The organism is Micromonospora sp. NPDC049048 (genome assembly GCF_043197615.1).
In the GTDB taxonomy this organism is placed as follows: Bacteria; Actinomycetota; Actinomycetes; order Mycobacteriales; family Micromonosporaceae; genus Micromonospora.
Window position 1 is genome coordinate 315108 of the sequence record NZ_JBICTM010000008.1, and the last position, 20266, is coordinate 335373.

Annotated in this window: 8 protein-coding genes; 6 read left to right on the forward strand and 2 right to left on the reverse strand. The window is 73.9% G+C overall.

All coding sequences use genetic code 11. The features are described 5' to 3' along the window. Positions 1-9: 9 nt before the first annotated feature. Positions 10-2994 (reverse strand): glycine--tRNA ligase, encoded by a 2985-nt coding sequence (locus ACGFIG_RS25045; RefSeq protein WP_393006853.1) that lies wholly within the window; start codon positions 2992-2994, stop codon positions 10-12. 461 nt (positions 2995-3455) lie between these two features. On the opposite strand from ACGFIG_RS25045, the gene ACGFIG_RS25050 reads away from it, so the two are divergent. Beyond that, positions 3456-5138, forward strand: a complete 1683-nt coding sequence (locus ACGFIG_RS25050) for a 2-isopropylmalate synthase (RefSeq protein WP_393006773.1) — start codon at positions 3456-3458, stop codon at positions 5136-5138. A 94-nt stretch (positions 5139-5232) separates the two neighbouring features. On the opposite strand, the gene ACGFIG_RS25055 is transcribed toward ACGFIG_RS25050, so the two are convergent. Beyond that, positions 5233-6390 carry a nitric oxide synthase oxygenase gene (locus ACGFIG_RS25055; RefSeq protein ID WP_393006775.1) on the reverse strand — a complete coding sequence of 386 codons (1158 nt, stop codon included), beginning with the start codon at positions 6388-6390 and terminating at the stop codon, positions 5233-5235. Between the two features lie 175 nt (positions 6391-6565). On the opposite strand from ACGFIG_RS25055, the gene ACGFIG_RS25060 reads away from it, so the two are divergent. From ACGFIG_RS25060 to ACGFIG_RS25080, 5 genes are all read left to right on the forward strand, one after another. Next, positions 6566-10612, forward strand: coding sequence for an amino acid adenylation domain-containing protein (locus ACGFIG_RS25060; protein ID WP_393006777.1), 4047 nt, complete (start codon positions 6566-6568; stop codon positions 10610-10612). Then, positions 10609-12237, forward strand: a complete 1629-nt coding sequence (locus ACGFIG_RS25065) for a condensation domain-containing protein (RefSeq protein WP_393006779.1) — start codon at positions 10609-10611, stop codon at positions 12235-12237. The genes ACGFIG_RS25060 and ACGFIG_RS25065 overlap by 4 nt, the downstream gene beginning before the upstream one ends. A 253-nt stretch (positions 12238-12490) precedes the next feature. Next, positions 12491-12718 carry an MbtH family protein gene (locus tag ACGFIG_RS25070; protein ID WP_393006781.1) on the forward strand — a complete coding sequence of 76 codons (228 nt, stop codon included), beginning with the start codon at positions 12491-12493 and terminating at the stop codon, positions 12716-12718. Next, entirely contained in the window at positions 12718-15732 is a 3015-nt protein-coding gene (locus ACGFIG_RS25075; RefSeq protein ID WP_393006783.1) for an amino acid adenylation domain-containing protein, read from the forward strand. The genes ACGFIG_RS25070 and ACGFIG_RS25075 overlap by 1 nt, the downstream gene beginning before the upstream one ends. Positions 15733-15734: 2 nt before the next feature. Next, positions 15735-20243, forward strand: coding sequence for an SDR family NAD(P)-dependent oxidoreductase (locus ACGFIG_RS25080; RefSeq protein WP_393006785.1), 4509 nt, complete (start codon positions 15735-15737; stop codon positions 20241-20243). Positions 20244-20266: the final 23 nt, after the last annotated feature.

Sequence of the window (20266 nt, forward strand, 5' to 3'; positions counted from 1 at the left end):
GCCGGTTCGTCACGAGTGGGCGATCCGCAGCTGCGACCAGTCGATGACGCGGTCTCCCAGCTCCGCGACGGAGGCGAGGAGGCCGAGTCGGGCGGCCCGCACGTCGGGCTCCTCGGCCATCACGAACACCTCGTCGAAGAAGGTGTTCACCGGTGCGGTGATCCGTACCGTGGTCTGCGTGAACTCGTCGAGGTCGGGGCGGGCGGCGAGGTCGGCGCTGACCTGCTTGAAGGTCTCGTGCAGGCGGATCTCGGCAGGCTCGTGGAGGTGGGCGGGGTCGTAGCCGGCGGGGGTGCCGGCGGGGACGATCCGGCGGCTGCGTTGCAGTGCCTCGGCGAGCGCCCGGAACGACTCGTCGGTCAGAAGCCGATCGATCTGCCCGAGGAGCCGGTCGGCGAACTGCGGACGGTCGGCGTGCAGCAGGACCGCGCGGATCCGGTCGACGGGCTGGTTCTCCTCGCTGAGGAGCTGTTCGAGGCGGCGGGTGAGGAACTCCGCGATGCCGGCCAACACCTTCTCGTCGACGGGCACCGGCTGGTGACGCGCCGCCCGGGCGAGCGCGTCGGTCAGGGAGACGCCGGCGAGGGCGGGCTGCGAGCGGTGGACGGCCAGGAGGCCGAGGACGGCTCGGCGGACGGCGAACGGGTCGCTGCTGCCGGTGGGGAGCCCGACGGTGGCGGCGAGTCCGACGACGAGGTCGAGACGGTCGGCCAGCGAGAGCAGCGCACCCGGCAGGGTGGCGGGGAGCTGGTCCCCGGCGGCCCGGGGGAGTTCCGCGTCGAACAGCGCCTGGGCGACGGGCTGCGGCTCGCCGGCGTGGGTCGCGTACTCGCGGGCCATCACTCCGGCGAGGCTGGTCATCTCGGTGACCATCTGCGAGCCCAGGTCGAACTTGACCAGCTCGGCGGCGCGTTCGAGCGTCCGCTGGTCCTCGGCGGACAGGCTCAGCCCGGCGGCGAGCTCACGGGCCAGGGCGGCGATGCGCTCGGCGCGGTCGGCCATCGACCCGAGCTTGTCGGTGAAGGTCAACCCCGTCAGGCGGGCGCGCAGCTCGGCCAGGGGAGTGTCCCGGTCGGCGCGGTAGAAGAACAGCGCGTCCTCGTAGCGGGCGCGGAGCACCGCCTCGTTGCCGGCGCGTACGAGGTCGACGTCGATGTCGCCGTTGCCCACCGCGACGAAGGAGGGCAGCAGGGCACCCTGCGCGTCGCGTACCGGGAGGTAACGCTGGTGCTTGCGCATGACGGTGGTGAGCACCGCCTCGGGCAGCCGCAGGTAGCTGTCGTCGAACCGGCCGAGTAGCGGGGTGGGCTGCTCCACCAGGTAGACGACCTGGTCGACGAGCCTCGCCTCGGCGGCGAGGTCGACGCGTCCACCCACGTCGGCGGCGAGCCGTTCGGCGGCGGCCGTGATGGTGGCCAGCCGCTCGTCCGGGTCGACCACGATGCCGGCCTTCCGGACGGTGTCGAGGTATTCCTCGGCGGAGGCGACCGGCAGCACCGGACGGTCGGCGGTGCGGTGGACCCGGGTGAGCCGGTCGGCGGCGAGGATGCCGGCGGTCACCGGCACCACCTCGTCGCCCCAGAGGGCGAGCAGCCAGCGGATCGGCCGGGTGAACGCCAGCTCCGGATCGCGCCACCGCATGTTCTTCGCCGAACGCAGCGAGCCGACCGCCCCCGCCAGCACGGTGCGCAGCACCTCCTGGGCGGTGCGGCCCGGCTCGTGGCGGCGTACCACCAGGTGGGGCACGCCGTTGACGTCGGCCTGCGTCAACTCCTCGACCGCGACGCCCTGGGAGCGGGCGAAACCCACCGCGGCCGGGGTCGGCTGCCCGTCCGGACGGAACCCGGCGCTGACCTTCGGGCCCTTGACCGTACGCGTGTGGTCCGCCTCCACGGCGGCGACGTTCTCCACGATCGCGACCAGCCGCCGCGGGGTGGCGTGCAGCCGGACCGACCCGTGATCCAGCCGGGTCGCCCCCAGCCGCTCGGTCAACTCGCGGGCCAGCTGCTCCCGCGCGGCGCGCGCCTCCGCCGGGGGCATCTCCTCCACCCCGATCTCGAAGACCACCTGCCGTGGCCCGGACGCGGCGCCGGTGCCGGCCGGCTCGGCGACCCGCGCGGCCACCGCGGCCGGCGTCACACCCAGCGGGTGCTGCAACGACTCCCGCTCGGAGATCCACAGCTTGGCCACGTCGGCGGCGAGACGCCGCATCCGCGCGAACTCCGCCGCGCGTTCCGCGGTCGACACCGCGCCCCGCGCGTCGAGCACGTTGAAGGTGTGCGAGCACTTCAGCACGTAGCTGTAGGCCGGCACCGGCAGACCGATGTCGATCAGCCGCTGGGCCTCGCTCGCGTACCGGTCCAGCAGCGTCCGGTTCGTGGCCACGTCCGCGTCGTCGAGGTAGTAGCGGGACATCTCGTACTCGGCCTGGCCGAACACCTCGCCGTAGCTGACCCCGTCGGCGTAGGCGATCTCCTTGAAGTGCCGGACCCCCTGGAGCGCCATCATGATCCGCTCGATGCCGTACGTGATCTCCACGGACGGCGGATCGAGGCTGATCCCGCCAGCCTGCTGGAAGTAGGTGAACTGGGTGATCTCCAGCCCGTCGAGCCACACCTCCCACCCCAACCCCCAGGCGCCCAGCGCGGGGGAGGCCCAGTTGTCCTCGACGAAGCGCACGTCGTGCGCGGTCACGTCGATCCCCAACGCGGCCAGGCTGCCGAGGTAGAGCTCCTGCGCGTTCTCGGGCTCGGGCTTGATGACCACCTGGAACTGGGTGTGGCACTGGATCCGGTTCGGGTTCTCCCCGTACCGGGCGTCATCCGGACGTACCGACGGCTCGACGTAGGCCACCCGCCACGGCTCGGGACCCAGCACCCGCAGGAACGTCGCCGGGTTGAGCGTGCCGGCACCGACCTCGGTGTTCATCGGCTGGACCGTCAAACAGCCCTGCTCCGTCCAGTACGCGTTCAGGCGTGCCAGAGCGTCCTGCATTGTCAGCACGTCGTGCTCCATCTCGATGACAACCGACCAGGGCACGAGGCCGCCGCTGGTCGCTGTGGAAGTGTCCCGCCAGACTATCGCTCGCGTGCGTGGGCGTATCGCGCGCGTAGTCGGTAACACACCGTTTTGGTCCGTCCCTTGCGCATTGATTGGCAGTTCAACGGTGCCCCTACCAGGGGTGGAGCGACCCTTAGTGGCCGTTGCCGGGCATCCGGCTTGGGTATAGCCTCCTGCGTCAGGAAAGTCTGAAGATCCTCTCGTGAGACCCCTCACGACCGGTGAATCGCGTCCCGGTGCGCTGGTCCGACGCTGGACAGACCGTGCCGTCCGCCAGTCTCGACGAGGGAGAGACGGGGCAACAAATGCCAACCATTCCGGAATTCTCCGATCAGTCATCGCCCCGTGCGGACGCAGGGTCGGCCGCGCACTGGAATCCGCAACGACCCAGCCCCATGCGGTACGCCCGGTACCGGCCGGCGGAGGAGCGGATCGAGATTCCGCTGCGCGGGCGCACCTGGCCGGACCGGCGGCTGGTGCGGGCTCCGCTCTGGGCCTCGGTGGACCTGCGCGACGGCAACCAGGCGCTGGCCGAGCCGATGGACCCCGCGCGCAAGCGGCGCATGTTCGACACGCTGCTCCGGATCGGCTTCAAGGAGATCGAGGTCGGCTACCCGTCGGCCAGCCTGGCCGACTTCGAGTTCGCCCGCCACCTCGCCGACGAGGACGCCATCCCCGACGACGTCACCCCGGTCGTCTTCACTCCGGGCCGCCGTGACCTGGTCGAACGTACCTTCGAGGCCGTCGCGGGCTACCCGCGGGCGGTGATCCACCTCTGCGTGGCGACCGCGCCGGCCTGGCGGGAGGTCGTCCTGGGCGGGACCCGCGCCGAGGTGCTGAAGCTGATCCTCACGGCGGGCGAGGACGTGCTGCGCCTCGCCGAGCGGTATCCCGGGGTGGACCTGCACTTCCAGTTCTCGCCGGAGGTCTTCAACCTCACCGAGCCGGACTACGTGCTGGAGGTCTGCGACACGCTGACCGCGCTCTGGGACGCGTGCCCGCAACGCCCCGTCCGGCTGAACCTGCCGACGACCGTGGAGACGACCACCCCCAACCTGTTCGCCGACCAGATCGAGTACATGTCGCGGCAGTTGGCCCGCCGCGACGGCGTCATCCTCTCCGTGCACCCGCACAACGACCGGGGCACCGGTGTCGCCTCCGCGGAGCTGGCGCTGCTCGCCGGCGCCGAGCGGGTGGAGGGCTGCCTGTTCGGCAACGGGGAGCGGACCGGCAACGTCGACCTGGTCACGCTGGCGCTCAACCTGCACTCGCAGGGCGTCGATCCGATGCTGGACCTGACCGACATCGACGAGGTCCGCCGCACCGTCGAGTACTGCAATCGGATGGTGGTGCCGGAGCGGCACCCCTACGGTGGCGACCTCGTCTACACGGCGTTCTCCGGCACCCACCAGGACGCGATCAGCAAGGGGCTGGCGCACCACCGCAAGCGGGCCGCGCAGCTCGGGGTGCCGGTGGAGGAGGCGCCCTGGGAGGTGCCGTACCTGCCGATCGACCCGTCGGACGTCGGTCGTGACTACGCGGCGGTGGTACGCATCAACAGCCAGTCCGGCAAGGGGGGCATCGCCCACCTGCTGCACCAGACGCAGGGGCTGCAACTGCCCCGGCGGCTCCAGATCGAGTTCTCCCGGTTCGTGCAGAGCGTCAGTGACGCCAGCGGGGCCGAGGTCACGGCGAAGCACCTGTGGGACCTCTTCCGGGGCCGGTACCTGGACCCCGACGGCCCGGTCACGGTCGACGACTGGCGCATCGCCGGCGCGGCGGCGGAGGGCTACCGCTTCGCCGGGACCCTGAAGACCGCCGGCGGCAGCGGCGAACGGGTGGGCGCGGGGCCGACGCCCTCGGCGGCACTCGTCGCCGCGCTGGGCGACGAGGGGATCGACGTCGAACTGCTCGAACAGCAGGAGCAGCCGCTCACCGACGGGCAGGGCGGCGTCGCGGTCTACGTCGAGTGCCGCATCCGGGACCGTACCCTGTGGGGTGTCGGGTTGGCCGACTCCCCGGCGGACGCCCAGGTGCGGGCCGTGCTCTCGGCCTGCAACCGGGCCCTGGCCGACTGACCGGCCGCCGGGACCGGGCCACGACCGGACGGACCGGAGCGCACCCGGAAGGACCCACGCAGGTCCTCCGGCGCGCCCCGGTCCGTCCGTCGCGTCAGCCGCCGTGGCCGGTGACCGGGCAGCCCGGGCCGTTCGCCCCGCCGGCCTCGCGCGGTTCGTGCGGGAAGAAGTTCGGCAGCCGTACGGTCTCCGGATACCGCCGGGAGAACGTCGCCGTGGTGGACGCCCCCGTCGGCGCCACCAGGCTGCGCCAGCAGGCGTCGACGGTGCGGCCGGCGGCCTGTTCCCGCCGTTCGTGCCGGACGAACGCCTCGGCCACGAAGTGATGGTCGACGATCGTGACGCCGTGCAGTTCGAACGAGTGCATGACGGCGGTCAGCAGCTCCAGCATCGCCCGGTCCTGCCACAACGTGCGGCTGGAGCGGCGGTCCAGCCCCATCCGGTCCGCGATGACCGGGAGCATGTCGTACCGGTTGCTGTCGGACAGGTTGCGGGCGCCGATCTCGGTGCTGGTGTACCAGCCGGAGAAGGGCACGGCCGGGTAGGTCAGCCCGCCCATGCGCAGCTTCTGGTCGCTGATCGCCGGGTGGGCGTACCAGCGCAGGCCGAGGTCGGCGAACCAGGGCAGCGTCGGATGGCTCAGCGGCACCTCCAGCACCGCGTCGGCCGGCAACGGATACCAGCGGGGCGGCGCCGTACCGGCACTGATCACCAGCGGCAGGATGTCGAACGGCCCACCGGCACCGCCGGGCCAGCCCAGGGACCGGGCCCACTCGGTGAAGGCGACCGTCTCCGGATCGCCGACGACCGTACCGTCCGGCTGGCGGTAGCCGGCGTAGCGCACGAGCTGCGAGTTCCAGATCCGTGGACCGGGACCGTCGGGTGGCTGCGCGCCGAGCACGGTGATCGTGGCCCGGATCCGGCCGCCGTTGGTGGCCCGGCGCAGGTGCTCCACGCATGCCTCGTAGATGTCGTCCGGTTCGGTCGCCTGCCGGGCATCGCGTACGTCGAGCACCCGCCAGTTGGCCTTGCCGACGCAGTGCACGCTGTTGCGCCACGCGATCTTACAGCCAGTGACGAGTTCGTCCTCAGTGTGCCGGTATCCGGAGGTCCTGGCGAACTCGGTGAGCACCGCTTCCGGCCGGGCGGCGTCCACCGTGCCGGCGGCGGTCTCCGCGCAGTCCCGGAGGAAGTCCCGGATCTCGGCGACCTGGTGGTCGGGTAGGTCCCAACCGACGGGAGGGTCTGTCACTGTCACTGTCCAAGCCTCCCCATGCTTCCCTCGGTACGGCTCCCCACCTCCGCTTTTTAGGGGTACGGGAAGGGGTGCGGACGCCGGTGGGCGCGACGGCCGGTGGCTATCTTCACCCGGTATGGTCTGCGCACCCACACGTACCCCAGAGGGTGAGACGAGAGAGGGAGACCGCATGCCGGAGCCGGTGCAGTCCGGAGCGTCGCCGTCGCCGTCCGATCGCCGCGAGCTGTTGCGGCAGCGGATCGTTCGCTCACTCTCCGTGAAGGACGAAGGTGTCCGGGAGGCGGCCGTCCTCCGCTCGGCACCCGCCGAGGAGCAACGCGAGCCGTTCCCCCTGACCGACCTGCAGGCGGCCTACTGGGTGGGTCGCCGCGAGGGGCAGCGGCTCGGCGGGACCGCCTGCCACGGCTATCTGGAACTCGACGTGCGCGAACTGGACGTCGACCGGTTGAGCCGGGCCTGCGACCGGCTGGTCCAGCGGCACCCGATGCTGCGGGCGGTCATCGACGACGACGGCAACCAGCGGGTGCTCGACGAGGTGCCGTCGTACCGGATCCCCGTCGCGGACGCGACCGGCCCGGACGGTGGCCGGCTGCTCGACGACATCCGCGACGAGATGTCCCACCAGGTCCTCCGGGCCGATCAGTGGCCGTTGTTCGACCTGCGGGCCACCCGGACCGGGGAGTCGACGTCCCGGCTGCACATCAGCTTCGACATCCTGATCGCCGACGCGCTGAGCTTCCGCATCCTCGCCGTCGAACTGGCCGACCTGTACGAGGACGCCGACCGCGAACTGCCGGCGATCGGGGTCACCTTCCGCGACTACGTGACGCACCTGAACCGGGCGGACGACGGGGCCCGCGAGGCCGACTGGGCGTACTGGCGGGAGCGGATCGAGGCGCTGCCGCCGGCGCCTGACCTGCCCGTACGGCCCGCCGCCGAGCAGCCGGAGATCCCGCGCTTCTCCCGGCTGGAGACCCGGCTGTCCGCCGAGACCTGGGCGGCGGTGCGCAAGCTGGCGGGGGCGGCGGGGGTGGCGCCGGCGGGCACCGTGCTGGGGGCCTTCGCCGAGGCGTTGGGGGTCTGGACCGCCGCGCCGCGCTTCACGCTCAACCTGACCCTGTTCGACCGTCGACCGGTGCACCCGGACATCGACCGGGTGGTCGGGCCGTTCACCAACATCAGCCTGCTGGGGGCGGACCTGGCCGCCGCCGGATCGTTCACCGAGCTGGCCGCGAGCCTGCAACGGCAGATGTGGAGCGACCTGGAGCACCGGCAGGTCAGCGGCGTCGAGGTGCTGCGGGAACTCGCCCGCAGGCGCGGGGGCGAGTCCGCGATGCCGGTGGTCTTCACCTACGTCCAGGACCCCGGCAACGACGACTTCCGTACCGACCTGAGCCGGCTGGGCACGATCCACTACGCGCTCTCCCAGACGCCGCAGGTGCTGATCGACTGCCAGGTGTCGGAATCCGCCGGGGAGGTCTGGGTCTGGTGGGACGTCGTCGCCGACGCCTTTCCGGACGGCCTGCTGGCGGAGATGTTCGCCGCCTTCACCGACCTGTTGGGGGAACTCGCCGAGCCGGCCGCCTGGGCGGCGGCCCGGCCGGCCCGGCCGCCGGCTGCGGTGGCGGCGCTGCGGGAGAGCACCGAACCGGTGGCGGAGCTGCCGGTACGACCGCTGCACGAGCTGGTGACCGAGGCCGCCGACCGGTGGCCGGACCGCACGGCGCTGGTCGACCCGGACGCGAGGCTCGACTACGCGGGCCTGCGGGACGCCGCGACGGCGCTCGCCGTCCGCCTGACCGACGCCGGGGTGACGGCGGGCGAGCTGGTCGGTGTGCACGCGCGCGACGGCATCGACCGGGCGGTCGGCGTGCTCGGCGTCCAACTCGCCGGCGGGGCGTACCTGCCGCTGGACGCGAACCTGCCGGCCGGGCGCCTCACCGAACTCGCCCGGCGGGGCGGCATCCGGACGCTTGTGGTCGGTGCGCACGACCTCCGTCCGGAGTGGGCGTCGGAGCAGCTCGTGGTGCTGACCGCGCGCTCGGGCGCGGGCGGACCGGTCGACGTGCCGGCGCCGGGCCGGCTGCCGGAGGTGCCGTTGGACCAGAGCGCCTACGTGGTGTTCACCTCCGGCTCGACGGGAGCGCCGAAGGGCGTGCAGGTCTCCCACCGGGCGGCGGCGAACACCGTGCTCGACGTGAACCAGCGGTACGGCGTCGACGAGCGGGACCGCGTCTTCGCGGTGTCGTCGATCGGTTTCGACCTGTCGGTCTGGGACATCTTCGGCACCCTGGCCGCCGGCGCCACGGTGGTCAGCGCCGAGCCGGGGCAGGCCGGCAAGGACCCGGCACGGTGGCTGGCCCGGATGCAGGCCGAGCGCGTCACCGTCTGGAACTCGGCGCCCGCGTTGATGAACCTCTTCGTGGACGTCTGCGAGCTGCGCTCGGCGGTCCTGCCGGACCTGCGGCTGGTGCTGCTCAGCGGGGACTGGATCCCGTTGAACCTGCCCGCGCGCATCCGCCGGGTGGCCCCGAACGCGCGGGTGGTCAGTCTCGGCGGAGCCACGGAGGCGGCCATCTGGTCGGTCGCCTACGACGTGCGCGACGGCGACCGTGGCTGGTCCAGCGTGCCGTACGGCTTCCCCCTGACCAACCAGCGGCTGTACGTGCTCGACGAGGCGGGGCGCGAGCGTCCGGTCGGCGTCGCCGGCGACCTCTACATCGGTGGGGTCGGGCTGGCACAGGGCTACTGGGACGCCCCGGAGCTCACCGCCGCGGCGTTCGTCGAGCACGAGCGGCTCGGCCGGCTCTACCGCACCGGCGACCTCGCCCGGCGGCACCCCGACGGCTGCCTGGAGTTCCTCGGCCGGCGGGACGGGCAGGTGAAGATCCAGGGCCACCGGGTCGAACTGGCCGAGGTGGAGGCCGCCCTGGTCCGGCTCCCCGACGTGCAGTCGGCGGCCGTCGCGGCGGTCGGCCCCCGGGACGGCCAGCGGCAGTTGGTGGCCTACCTGGTGCCCGCCGACGAGCGGCTCGACGTCTCCGCGCTGCGTACGGCGCTCGGCGCGAGCCTGCCGGAGTACCTGGTGCCGAGCAGGTTCCTGGTCGTGGAGTCGCTGCCGGTCAGCGCCAACGGCAAGCTCGACCGCGCCCGGCTGCTGGAGCTGTCGCCACCGGTCCCGGCGGAGCCGGAGCCGGCCGCCACGGCGCCGCTCCCGGTCGAGACGGCGCCGCGGACCCCGCGCCCGTTCGCCGAGTACCTGCTCGGTCTCGCCCGGCAGGCGACCGGGAACGACCAGCTGGGCCTCGACGACGACCTGATGCTGGCCGGGCTCGACTCGGTGGACCTGGTCCGGCTCTGCAACGTGCTGGAGCGGGAGCTGGACTTCCGCCCGCCGTACGAGGAACTGGTGCGCAACCCGCGCGTCGCGGCGATCGAGCGGATGCTGGAGTCCGACCTGCTGGACCGGCTACGGGCCGGCGGCCGGATCGGCTCGGGCTCCGGCGACGGGGACGAGCAGGCGCCGTCGGCGGAGCTGGTCCAGCGGGCCGTGCTGCGCCACCGTACGCTGCACAGCCTGGCGGGTCGGTCGATGCCGGCACCGGACGCGGCCACGGACCTCGACCTGTACCGCGACAGCGCCTCGTGGCGGGGCGGGGACGGGGCGGGGGCGGTCACCGGCGAGCAGCTCGGCAGCCTGCTCTCGGTGTTGCGGGCCGTCGAACTCGACGGCCGGTCGAAGTTCCGCTACCCCTCCGCCGGTGGCCTGTACGCGGTGCGCACCTTCGTGCACGTGCGGCCGTCCCGGGTCGACGGGCTCGCCCCCGGGGTCTACTTCTACAACCCGGTGGCGCACCGGTTGGCGATGTTCGCCTCGGCGGTCGGCTTCGACCCCGAGTGGTTCGGCGGCGTCAACCGGCCGGTGGCCGGCGCGGCGGCCTTCGCCGTCTACCTCGCGGCGGACTCGGCGGCGATCAGCCAGAAGTACGGCGCGCGCACCGCACGGTTCGCCGCGTTGGAGGCGGGCTCGATGGCCATGCTGCTGCGGCAGGACGCGGCCCGGCACGGGCTGGGGCTGTGCCAGATCGGGGGCTTCGCGGACGATGCGGTCATCCAGTGCCTCGGCCTGGACCAGCGGGAGGACCTGCTGACCACGGTGCTCGGCGGACCGGTCGGCGGGGGTGCGGCGCTGGACTACGAGGAGGGCTTCGTGTGAGCGCCCCCGACGCCGCGACGGGGCCAGGGCCGGGCGGGCCCGGCGCACAGGAGCCCGCCGAGCTGCTCGCCGAGCTCCGGGGGCTGGGCGTGGAGCTGACCGTCACCGACGGCCGGCTCGCCTTCCGGGCACCCACCGGGGTGCTGACCGACCCGCTGCGGCAGCGGCTGCGTACCCACCGTGACGCCCTGCTCGCGTTGCTGACCGGCGGGCAGTCGGTCCGCCGGGCGCTCACCGACCGGCAGCTGCGCATCTGGCTGCTGCACCAGCGCTACGGCGGCAGCGTCGGCTACCAGCTCGGCGGCGCGTTCCGCCTGCACGGGCCGCTGCGTACCGACCTGTTCCGGGACGCGGTGCGGGCGGCGGTCAGCCAGCATGCCGCGCTGCGTACGGTGGTGGCGATCGAGCAGGGTCTGCCGGTCCTGGTGGTGCGCGAGCGGATGCCCCTCGACGTCGCGCTGCTGGACGTGCCGGGCGGCACCGACGACCTGGTGCACCAGTTGGTGGCCGAGGTGATCAGCCAGCCGATGGACCTGGTCGACGGCCCGCTCGTACGGGTGGCGCTGCTGCGGTCGGGGGCCGGGCAGCACGTCGTGGCGCTGGCGATCCACCACCTGGTCGCCGACGACCACGCGGTGCGGCTGTTCGGCGAGCAGGTGATGACCAACTACCGGGCGCTGGCCGTCGAGGCCGTGCCGGTCGACCTGCTGGTGGCGCGGGAACGGAGCGACGCGGCCGAGCCTCCCGCGGTCGACTGGCGGGCGGACCCGGCGCTTCTCGAGCGGGTCGCCCGGCGACGGGCCGCGCTGTCCGGGGTGCCGGCACCGGTCCTGCCCGCACCGGGACCGGCGGTGTCGGCCGCTTCGCCGTGGGCGGCGCGGTCGCTGGCGGTCCGGCTCGACGGCGAGGCCCAGCAGGCGTGGGACCGGGGCCGCCGGGCGGCCGGCCGTACCTCGCTCGCGGTGCGCCTCGCCGTGATCGGACTGGCGGTCGCCGCGGCGGGCGGGCCGGACGAGCTGCTCGTCGGCACGCCCGGGTTCGGGCGCGAGAACGCGGCGCAGTGGCGCACGATCGGCTACTTCGCGACCACGGCCGTGGTGCGGGTCGCGCTGGCCGGCTGCCGGACGTTCGGTGACCTGCTCGCCCAGGTCGCCGATGACCTGAACGAGGCGTGGTCGTTGCAGCGCGTGCCGTACGAGGAATTGGTGGGTAACCGGTCGCACGCCGTCTCCGGTGGACATGTCCTATGGCTTGTGGCCTATCTGGACGCGCCATTTCCCGAGGTGCCCGGGCTCGATGTCCAGCCGGTGTCGATACAGGCGCAGCAGGCCCGCCACGATCTGCGTATTGGGATCGCCCAGCGACCGGACGGTACGGATCTCGGCATAACATATCGGCAAGCTGCGGTATCCGATGACTTTGTCACCGAGTTCGCGGCCGCGCTTCGCAATTTTTCGGCGCGACTGCCCGATCCGGACGCGTTGCTCGCCGAGCTGACCACCCCACCGCCGAAGGGCGGTGAACAGGGGATGCTAGGGGTTGCCGACAGCTCTGCGGCACGCCTTCTGCGGGTGGCGGGACGCCGTAGAGGCGGGTCGAGATCGGGGCAGGAAACTAGTAGTTGACATCGGTAAACTGTTGGTGCATGCTCGCGATGCGAATCGGGGAGGGGTGCGAAAGTGCTCCATTCCGGAGCGTCGCGAGCAGGTTACGAATTGTTTCTGGCAGGCGCGCCCGGTTAATTGGAAACTCGTTGATGGATGTCGGCACCCGCTACCTGTCGTGGTGGGCGGGCTACCTCCTGCCATCGACGCGACCAATCAGTGGACCGAGCGTGGTGCTGCCGTGGCGGGACTGTCGAGCGGGAGGCGCGGAGACGTGTTCAACGATGATGACGACCGGCGTGTGTACCTAGTCGTGATCAACGAGGAGGAGCAGTACTCCGTGTGGCTCGCCGACCGGGAGCCGCCGACGGGCTGGCGCGCGGTCGGCTTCAGCGGTTCCCGCGACGAGTGCCTCGACCACATCGAGCAGGTGTGGACGGACATGCGGCCGCTGTCCCTGCGTACCGCCCTCGCCGAGGCCGCGGGGCGAGTGACCGACTGATGGCGGCACCGGGCCTCTTCCGCGCAGCGCCGTGGCAGCGATGGCTGGTCAGCCACCTGCCCGACCCGGCGTCCTGGCACGGCACCGCCGAGGTTCGGCTGCCCGTCGCCGTGGCCCGGGCGGAGGAGGTCGTCCACGCGCTGCGGGAACGACACCCGCTGGCGCGTACCCGTCTCGTCGGCGACGACCGGCACGGCGCGGCGCTGCAGATCCTCGACGGCCCGGCGGACCCCGCCGCGTCGGTGTGCTTCGAGGTGCACGCCGAGCCCGACGGTGGCAGCCGGGTGCTGATCCGGGTCCCCGGCACCCTCGCCGACGCCGGCACCCTCCGGATGCTCCAGTCCGCCCTGGTCGACGAGGTGGCAGGCCGGCCGGCCGACCCGGCGGGCCTGGACTCCCTGCTGCGGTACGCCCAGTGGCAGCACAACCTGCAACGGCAGGCCCCGGAGCCGCTACCGGCGCGGGGCCCGGTCAACGCGGTGCCGTTCGAACGTCCCGTGACCGGCACCGCGTCGGCCGAGGGTCTGCTGGGTCACGTCGCGACCGGGGCCGCGCGCGACGGTCTGCGGGAGGCCGCCGAGCTGCTCGACGTCACGGCCGAGGCGGTCCTGCTCGGCTGCTGGTGGCTGCTCCTGCGCGCGATCGCCGACGGCGAACCGGACCAGCTCTGGGTCGGGGTCGACGAGCGCCGGGCACCCGTCCCCGACACCGTCGTCGGCCCGCTGACCGGGTACCGGCCGTGGCCGGTCGGCCTGGCCGGTGACGCCGCCGTCCGAGACGTGCTGCTCGCCGCCGACAGGTGGCTCGCCGGTCCGGCCCTGCGGCGGCCGGTCTGGCACGAGGCGAGCGAGCCGGACGCACTGCCGGCGTACGCGTTCACCACGGCTCCGGCCCACGCCGCCGTCACGGTGCCGGGCGGTGAGGCCGTGCTGTCGCCGCCCGCGCCACCGCCGTTCGCGCGTACCCTGATGCTCGCTCCGGCCGTCGGCGCGCAGCGCGGGGACCTGCTGCTGCGCCACGCCCCCGACCGGATCCACCGCGACGACGCCGCCCAACTGCTGGACACCCTGGACGGCCTGCTCGCCGATCTCCCCACGCTGGTGCGGGCCGGCCGGGCCTGGCGGGGCGCCGCACCGGTCGGCACCGACGCCGCCGCGACGCCGGTGGACCCGCCGTCGTTCTGGCGGCGCATCCAGCAGCAGGCGGCCCGGACGCCGCAGGCACCGGCCGTGGGCACGGGCGACGAGTGGCTGACCTACGCCGAACTGGTGCACGCGGCCCGCCGCCTGGCCGGCGAGCTGCGCCGGCGCGGCGCCCGGCCCGACGAGTGCGTCGGTGTGCTGGCGGCCGACGGTCCCGACCTGGTGGTCTCCCTGCTCGGCGTGCACGCCGCCGGCCTGGCCTACGTGCCGCTGCACCACCGGCTGCCCGCGGGCCGCATCGCGCACATGCTGGCGACCGCCGGAGCGCGCCTGGTCGTGCACGACGGCTCCGCGCCGCAGCTGCTGCCGGCCGACGTGCAGGTGGTCGACCCGACCGCCGGAGCGGACCCGACACCGACCGGGCCGGCCGATCCGCCCGGTGGCGGCCCGGAGTCCTTGGCCTACGTCATGTTCACCTCGGGCAGCACCGGCACCCCGAAGGGCGTCATGGTGACCCGCCGGGGCCTGGACAACTACCTCGACGTGGCCGCGCGGGAGTACCCGCTGGCCGCCGGCGCCGGGGTCGTCTCGCACACGGCCGTGATCTTCGACCTCTCGGTGACCTCCCTGCTCGCGCCGCTGCTGGTCGGCCAACGGGTGGTCGTCACCGACGCCGACGAGGGCATCGACGGGCTGCTCGCGGCGATCCGCGCCGTCGGTGACGTGAGCCTGCTCAAGCTCACGCCGGCCCATCTGGCGCTGCTGTCCCGGCTCGACCTGGCCGGCTACGGCCGGGTGCGCGCGGTCGTGCTCGGCGGCGAGGACCTGCCAACCGACGTGGTCGCCCGCTGGCGCGCCAACCACCCGGACTGCCTGGTCTTCAACGAGTACGGCCCCACCGAGACCGTCGTGGGCTGCACCGTGTGGTCCCCGGACCCCGTGGACGCCGGCTACCGCAGCGTCCCGATCGGACGGCCCATCCAGGGGGCCCGGGTCCTGGTCTGCGGGCCCGACCACCGGCCGCTCGTGGCCGGGGTGCCCGGGGAGATCTGTGTGGCCGGCGCCGGCGTGGCCCGCGGGTACCTCGGCGACCCCCGGCGCACGGCGGCGCAGTTCGTGCCGGACCCGACCGGGGAACCGGGTGCCCGCATGTACCGCACCGGCGACCTGGGCACCGCCACCGCCGCCTGCGGCCTGCTGTTCCACGGCCGCATCGACCGGCAGGTCAAGCTGCACGGCTTCCGGGTCGAGCCCGCCGAGATCGAGCTCAGGCTGCGTGAACTGCCCGGGGTGACCGACGCGGTGGCACACGTCGGCACGCTGCCGGGCGGCGAGCGGGTACTCGTCGGCTACCTGGTCGCGGACCGGGAGGTCGGCACCGGGGCGGACACCGCGCTGCTGCACGCGGCGCTTCCGTGGTACATGGTGCCGACCATGCTGCGCCGACTGCCCGCGCTGCCCACCGCCGCCAACGGCAAGGTCGACCTCAGGCAGCTCCCGCCCCCGGTGGCCGCCCCCACGACCGGGGGCGGTGCCGTCACCGAGATGCAGCGGCTCGTCCGCGAGGCGTGGAGCGAGGTCACCGGGGTCGCCGAGCCGGACCTGGACACCCGCTTCTTCGAGGTCGGCGGGACCTCGTACTCACTGGTGAAGGTCAACGCCAGGCTCCGCGAACGGTTGCGCCGCGAGATCTCCATCGCGGACATGTTCGAGCGTCCCACCATCCGCCAGCTGGCGGCCTTCCTGGAGGAGGAACCGCCAGCGGCCCCCGACACGCCGGAGCACCCGACCGGGAACGTGTCGCCGGAACCCACGGCCGACCGGCGCCAGGAGGCGTTGCGGCGGCTGCGCGCACGACGAGGCGAGGGCTGACCATGGAAGACGAACTCGCCGTCGCGGTGGTGGGCATGGCGCTGCGGTGCCCGGGTGCCGAGACCCCCGAGGAGTTCTGGCAGAACCTCGTCGACGGGGTCGAGAGCATCGAGCGGTTCGCACCCGAGGAGGTGGAACTGCCCGCCCGCCTCCGTGATCTGGACTCCGGCGCGGTGCACGTACCGGCCGGCGGCCTCCTCGACGAGCCCGCCCGCTTCGACGCCGAGTTCTTCCGCATGTCACCGCGCGAGGCCCAGCTGATCGACCCGCAGCACCGGCTGCTGCTGGAGGTCGCGCACGAGGCCTTCGAGAACGCCGGAGTGGTGCCCGGCGCCGGGACCACCGCCGTGTACGCCGGTGCGGGTTTCCCCAGCTATCTGTGGTCGCGGCTGCTGGACAGCCCGACCACCGAGGGGGCGGGGCAGTACTGGCTCACGGTCGGCAACGACAAGGACCACGTCGCCACCCGGATCGCGTACACGCTCAACCTCCAGGGTCCGGTCGCCACCGTGCAGTCGGCCTGCTCGACCTCGCTCGTCTGCGTGCACTTCGCCTGCCAGAGCCTGCTGGCCGGCGAATGCGACGTGGCGCTCGCCGGGGCCGCCTCGGTCGGCTTCCCGCAGCGGCGCGGCTACCACTACACGGAGGGCGGGATCCTCTCGCCCGACGGGCACTGCCGCCCCTTCGACGCGCAGGCGCAGGGCGCGGTGCCGGGCAGCGGCGTCGGTGCCGTGGTGCTCAAGCGACTGGCCGACGCCCGCCGGGACGGCGACCCCATCCGGATGGTGATCCTCGGCAGTGCCATCGGCAACGACGGCGCGGCCCGGATGAGCTACGCCGCGCCGGCGGTCGCGGGCCAGGCCGCCGTGATCAGCGGCGCGCTGCGGGTCGCCGGAGTGAAGCCCGACGAGGTCTCCTACGTCGAGGCGCACGGCACCGGCACCCCCCTCGGCGACCCGATCGAGGTGGCCGCCCTGACCCGGGCGATGCCCGGTGAGCCGGGAAGCGCGCCGACGTGCTGGCTCGGTTCCGTCAAGGCCAACATCGGCCACCTCGACGTGGCCGCCGGGATGGCCGGGCTGGTCAAGACGGCCCTCGCGCTGGAGCACGAGACGATCCCGCCGACCCTGCACTTCACCGAGCCGAACCCCCGGCTGGAACTCGACCGGACCCGCTTCCAGGTCGCCGGCCGCGCGGTGCCGTGGCCCCGGACCGGTCCGGTCCGGGTGGCCGGGATCAGCTCCTTCGGCCTGGGCGGCACCAACGGGCACCTGGTGGTGACCGAGCCGCCCCGCGACCGTGGCGGCGAGGAGCCGGTGCGCGCCGTTGCGCCGCCCACGCAGCCCGTCGCGCTGCCGCTGTCCGCGGACAGCCCGGCCGCACTCGACCGGCTGGCCGACCGGCTCGCCCCGGCGCTCGGCCCGGACCTGCCCGCCGCCGCCCGTACGCTGGCCGCGCGGCGACCGCGCGGGGTGCGCCGGGTGCTGCTCGCCACGGATCCGGCGCACGCCGCCGAGCTGCTGCACAGCCAGCGCCAGAGCCAGCACGCCGGGCCCGGGCGGGTGGCGTTCGTCTTCTCCGGCGCCGGCAAGCACGCCGTCGCGGAGGCCGCCGAGCTGCTCGCGTACGACGCGTTCGCCGAGGCGTACGGGCAGGCGCGCGCCGTCTTCGCCGACCTGGGCAGCACGCTGCTGGAGCCCGACGTCACCGACCCGGAACTGCTGCGCCGGCCGACGCTGTCGCTGCCGTCCCTCTTCGCCGTGCAGGTGGCGCTGGCGCGGCTCTGGATGGCCCGCGGGGTACGCCCCACCGCCGTCGCCGGGCACAGCGCCGGGGAGTGCGCCGCCGCGCACATCGCCGGGTCGCTGCCGCTGGAGGACGCGGCCGCCCTGGTCGTGATGCGGGCCCGCCTGCTGGAGGAGTCCGCCCCGGGACGGATGGCCGTGGTGCCCCTGCCCGCCGCCGAGGCGGAACGACTCGGCGCCACCTTCGGACTGACGCTCGCCGCGGTCAACACCGCCCACAGTTGCGTTCTGGCCGGCGAGGTCGCGGCGTACCAGCGGTTCGCCGAGCACGCCGAGGCCACCGGCCTGGACATCCAGCCGGTCGGCATCGCCACGGTCCCGCACTCGCCGCTGCTGGCCGACGGCGCCCGGCAGCTCACCGCCTTCGCCGAGGGCCTCGACCTGCGACCGCCCACCATCGCGTACGTCTCGGCCCTGACCGGGGCGCGGGTCGACGCGGCCGAGCTGGCCCGCCCCGGCTACTGGGGCGAGCACCTCTGCCGACCGGTGCGCTTCGCCGACGCCGTCGCGGCGCTCACCGCCGAGGCCGACCTCTTCGTGGAGATCGGCCCGGCGGGCACGGTCGAGCCGCTCGTCGCGGCCGATCCCCAGGTCGAGCGCGAGACCGTGGTGGGGTCGCTGCCGCACCCGAAGGAGGGCGTCCGGCCGCAACAGCGCCTGATCGAGTCGCTGGGCCGGCTGTGGGCGCAGGGCGCCGAGGTGGACTGGTCCACGGTGCTCGGTGCCGGCCCGCGTGCGGCCGTACCGACCGCGCCCTTCGTCGGTGTCACCCACCTGGCCAGGGCCGGCACGGACGCCGCGGTCGACGCGCCCAGAGCGCCCACCGCCACGGGCACCGGGCCCCGGGTGTTCGCGCCGACCTGGCACCGGGTCGTCCGGCCCCCGGCCGCCGTGCCCGCCGGGAACTGGCTGGTGCTGGGCGCCGACTCGCCGCTCGCCGGTGAGCTGGTCGCCCGGATCACCGCGGCGGGCGGCGGCGCCCGCCGCGTCGACGCGCCGGTGGCCGACTTCCCCGCCGGTACGTCCGGACTGGCGGAGACCTTCGACCGGGTGGTGGCGGAGTTCGAGGCGCTGCTCGACGACCCCGAACTGGTCGGGGTGCTGGACCTCACCGGTCACGACGCGAGCCCGACGGCAGCCGGGCAGCCGGTCGACGCGAGCGCGTTCCACCGGCGGCTGGCGCTGATCCGCGCGGTCGACCACCGCCCCGAGTCGCCGCTGCGACTGGTCTGCGTGGTCTCCGGCACCTGCGCGGTGCTCGGCGACGAACCGGCCGATCCGGCCGCCGCGCTCGCCTACGGGCCGGTGCTCGTCGCGGACCGGGAGTACCCGCACCTGAGCACGAGGATCGTCGACGTCGACCGCGCCGGCGACCCGGCGGTCACCGCCGCCGTCCTCACCGGCGAACTGGGCGACGACGAGGGCCCCGAGCTGTACGCGGTGCGCGGTCGGCACCGCTGGCAGCGGTCCTTCTCGCCGGTGCCGGCCCCGCAACCGCCGAGCGAGGGGACGGACCTCGGCCCGGTGCTCGTCACCGGCGGCCTCGGCGGGATCGGCCGCTCCGTGGCGGTGGAACTGGCCCGGACCGGCACCACCGCGATCGCCCTGGTCGGCCGCGCCGCCGCGCCGCCCCGGTCGCAGTGGGAGGCGCTGCTGGCCGCCGACCCCGGCTCGCCCGTCGCCGCCCTGGTACGGGACCTGCGGGCGATCGAGGCGAGCGGCGCCCGGCTGCTGACCGTCGCCGCCGACTGCACCGACCCGGCGGCGATGCGTGCCGCGGTGGACCGGATCGCCACCGAACTGGGCCCGGTCAGCACCCTCGTGCACGCCGCCGGTGTGCCCGGCGGCGGGCTGATCCGGCTGCGTTCCGTCGACGAGTGCGCGACGGTGCTCGCGCCCAAGGTGCGCGGCGTACGGGTGCTCGCGGACGTGCTGGCGGACCAGCCGCTGCGGCGGGTGCTGCTCTGCTCGGCGCTGGACGCGGTGCTGGGCACCGTCGGGCAGGTCGACCACGTGGCCGCCAACGCCTTCCTCGACGCGGTGCCCGGCGCCGGCTGGTTCGGCGACGCGGTGGTGACCAGCGTCGGCTGGGGCGCCTGGCAGGAGGTCGGCCAGGCGGCCGACGTCTCCAAGGTCGGCGGGCTCGCCAACTGGCGTAACCGCGCGCTGGCCGACGCGCTGACCCCCCAGGAGGGGGCCCGGTTGGCCCACGCGCTGGCGTTCGGCGCCGGCGGCACCGTGGTGGCCGGAACCGTCGATCCCGAGCTGCTGCTCGAACAGGCCCGCCAGGCCGACGTGGTCAGCCTCTTCGAGGACGAGCAGCCCGACGGTACGAGGCAACTGCTGCCCCGCCCGGCGCTGTCGGTGCCGTACCGGGAGCCGGAGGGGCCGATCGCGCTGGCCGTGGCCGGCATCTGGTCGGAGGTACTGGGCATCAGCCCGATCGGCATGGACGACAACTACTTCGCCCTGGGCGGTCACTCGCTGGCGGCGGTGGCGCTGGTCGCCCGGCTGCGCCGGATCTTCGCCTTCCCGATCGGGCTGACCGACACGATCGCGCGGCCCACCGTCGCGGCTCAGGTGCAGTGGTTGGAAGCCGAGTTGGACCGCTTCCTCGATTCGATCTCCGACGAGGAGGTCGAGCGACAGCTTGCCGCACTCGAAGCGGGTGGGCAGGAGATCCGGCCGGACGGGAGTCCCGGCTGACCCGCCGGTTCCCGATCCGTGTC

Bases quoted from the DNA above. Each gene is read 5' to 3' on its own strand.
- ACGFIG_RS25075 (WP_393006783.1), top strand. From the start codon at position 12,718: ATGGCGGCACCGGGCCTCTTCCGCGCAGCGCCGTGGCAGCGATGGCTG.
- ACGFIG_RS25060 (WP_393006777.1), top strand. From the start codon at position 6,566: ATGCCGGAGCCGGTGCAGTCCGGAGCGTCGCCGTCGCCGTCCGATCGC.
- ACGFIG_RS25080 (WP_393006785.1), top strand. From the start codon at position 15,735: ATGGAAGACGAACTCGCCGTCGCGGTGGTGGGCATGGCGCTGCGGTGC.
- ACGFIG_RS25050 (WP_393006773.1), top strand. From the start codon at position 3,456: ATGCGGTACGCCCGGTACCGGCCGGCGGAGGAGCGGATCGAGATTCCG.
- ACGFIG_RS25045 (WP_393006853.1), bottom strand. From the start codon at position 2,994: ATGCAGGACGCTCTGGCACGCCTGAACGCGTACTGGACGGAGCAGGGC.